Origin of the sequence: Streptomyces sp. WELS2 (assembly GCF_013870595.1) — a bacterium.
Taxonomy (GTDB): domain Bacteria; phylum Actinomycetota; class Actinomycetes; order Streptomycetales; family Streptomycetaceae; genus Streptomyces.
Window position 1 is genome coordinate 1 of the sequence record NZ_JACBWZ010000914.1, and the last position, 2306, is coordinate 2306.

General features: G+C 70.3%; 2 protein-coding genes. Both read right to left on the minus strand.

The features are described from left to right. Window positions 1–210: 210 nt before the first annotated feature. On the minus strand, window positions 211–1230 hold the full coding sequence (locus H5J33_RS31680) for an ABC transporter substrate-binding protein (RefSeq protein WP_181798188.1): 1020 nt from the start codon (window positions 1228–1230) through the stop codon (window positions 211–213). 86 nt (window positions 1231–1316) lie between these two features. Continuing rightward, window positions 1317–2303, minus strand: a complete 987-nt coding sequence (locus H5J33_RS31685) for an amino acid ABC transporter permease (RefSeq protein ID WP_181798189.1) — start codon at window positions 2301–2303, stop codon at window positions 1317–1319. Window positions 2304–2306: the final 3 nt, after the last annotated feature.

A 2306-nucleotide genomic window follows, 5' to 3' on the forward strand; every position in this document is an offset into this window, starting at 1 on the left:
AGAGCGCGGCGGACACGCGCTGGAGGTCTATGTGCGGCCGGGAGTGCAGCCGGACGGAGCGGTACGGGCGCGGCGGGCGGATCCGTTCGGGCATCCGGGTCACGGCCGTCGCCTCCCTCCGTCGGTCGCGGCGGGCCGGTACGGCGTCCGCCGGGTGGATCTCGTCACGACCCTCAACACCCCGTCGCCGCGGGTTGTTCCCGGGCCGCGTCAGGAGTTGTCCAGGGGCAGGCCGGGCGGGTTGATCTCGGACTTGGGCACGGCTTCGCTCGACAGGTTGTAGGCGGCGAGCCACTTGCCGTACTGCCCGTGCTCGATCAGGTAGTTGAGGGCGTCGGCGAGCGGCTTGGCGAGCCCGCTGTCCTTCTTGGCGGTGGCGGCGATCAGGCCCTGGACCGTCTCGCCGGCGCCGGAGAAGGTGCCGGCGACGCGGGTGGGGTCGGGGGTGTGCGCGGTCTGCCTCGTGCGGTAGGCGACGGCGGGGTTGGGGCCGAGGTAGGCGTCGACCTTGCCGCCGCGCAGCGCCAGGTTGATGGCGTTCTGGTCCGGGAAGTACTTGACGGTGAGCTTCTTGCCCTCCTTGGCCAGGCGGGCCTTCCACTCCAGCAGGATCTTCTCCTGGTTGGTGCCGGCGCCGACGGTGACCGTCTGGCCGGCCAGGTTGCGGTAGTCGCCGTCGAAGTTCCAGGTGCTCTTCTTCAGTACCTCGAAGGCCAGGTCGTCCTTGCGGTAGGAGGCGAACTCGTACTTCTTCTTGCGTTCCTCGGTGACGGTGACGTTGGAGAAGGCGACGTCGGCCTTGCCGCTGTCGAGGCCGACGAAGAGGTTCTCCCAAGTGGAGTTGCGCAGTTCGGGCTTCAGGCCGAGCACCGCGGCCACCAGCCGGCCGAGGTCGGGTTCGGAGCCGGTGAGGGTCTTCTGGTCGCTGCCCACGAACTCCAGCGGCGCGGAGCCGGAGGGCAGGCCGCCGATACCGATGACGAGCTTGCCGCTCCTGCGGATCGAGGCGGGCAGCTCGGCGCTGATGGACTTCACCTCGGAGACCTTCAACTCGGCCGGTACGGCTGCTCCGTTGGACAGCTGTCCCACGGTCACCGTGCCGGCCCGGCCGCCGGTGGTGGCGGCGTCGCTCTCTCCGCCGCAGGCGGCGAGTCCGCCGGCGAGGGAGAGGGTGGCGGTCGCCGCGGTGAGGCCGCGTATGAGACGGCGTCGGGAGAACTGGCTGGGCATGGCTGTCCTTGTCGTCCGGGTGTCGGGATGTCGTGGGGCGGGGTGTCGTGGGGCGGGCGCGGACCCTTCGGGGATCCGCGCGGTGGTCATACGGCGGCTTCCCGGCGCAACCGGGCGCGGACCTCGGCGAGCCGGGACCGCAGCCGCTGGACCGGGGTCGGCGGCAGGATGCGGGTGGCACCGCGGGCGTAGTACCGCTCGACGTAGAACTGGGCGATGGAGACGGCGCTGGTCAGGAGCAGGTACCAGACGGTACCGACCATCAGCAGCGGCACCACGTCGCCGGGGTAGGTGTTGCCCATCGACTGCACCACGCCGAACAGGTCGAGCAGGGAGACGTAGAAGACCAGGGACGTGCTCTTGATCAGGCCGATCAGCTGGTTGACGTAGTTGGGGGTGATGGACCTGAGGGCCTGCGGGAAGACGATCCTGCGGAACCGGTGGCTGCGGGGCAGGCCGAGCGCGGCGGCGGCCTCGTGCTGGCCCTGGTCGACGGAGAGGATGCCGCCGCGGACCACCTCGGCCGCGTACGCCGCCTCGTTGAGGGTGAGGCCGACGACGGCGATGGTCATGTCGGTGGCCAGCCGGGACTCGTCGAAGGTCACGAAGGCCGGGCCGAACGGCACCCCGAGGCTCAGGGTCTTGTACAGGGCACTGAAGTTGTACAGGAAGATAAGCACCACGATCAGCGGGACGGAGCGGAACAGCCAGGTGTAGGTCCAGCTGACCGCGCGCAGCACCGCGCTGCCGGAGAGCCGGCCGAGCGCGAGCAGGACACCGCCGAGGAGTCCCAGTACGGCGCTGAGCGCGGTGACCTCGAGGGTGACGAGGAGTCCGTCGAGAACGGCGGGGCGCAGGAACCAGTAGCGGAAGCGGTCCCACTGGTAGAAGGGGTTCGTGACCAGTCCGTGCAGGATCTGCACGACGAGGACGAGGACGACGGCGGTGACGGCCCACCGCCCGGGCCGGCGCTGCGGCTGAACGCGCGGCGCGGCGAGTCTCTTTGACGGTGTGTCGGCTGCTGCGGGCGCCACCTCGGCGAGGGAGACGGCGGCGCCTGGGAGTTCACTCATGAG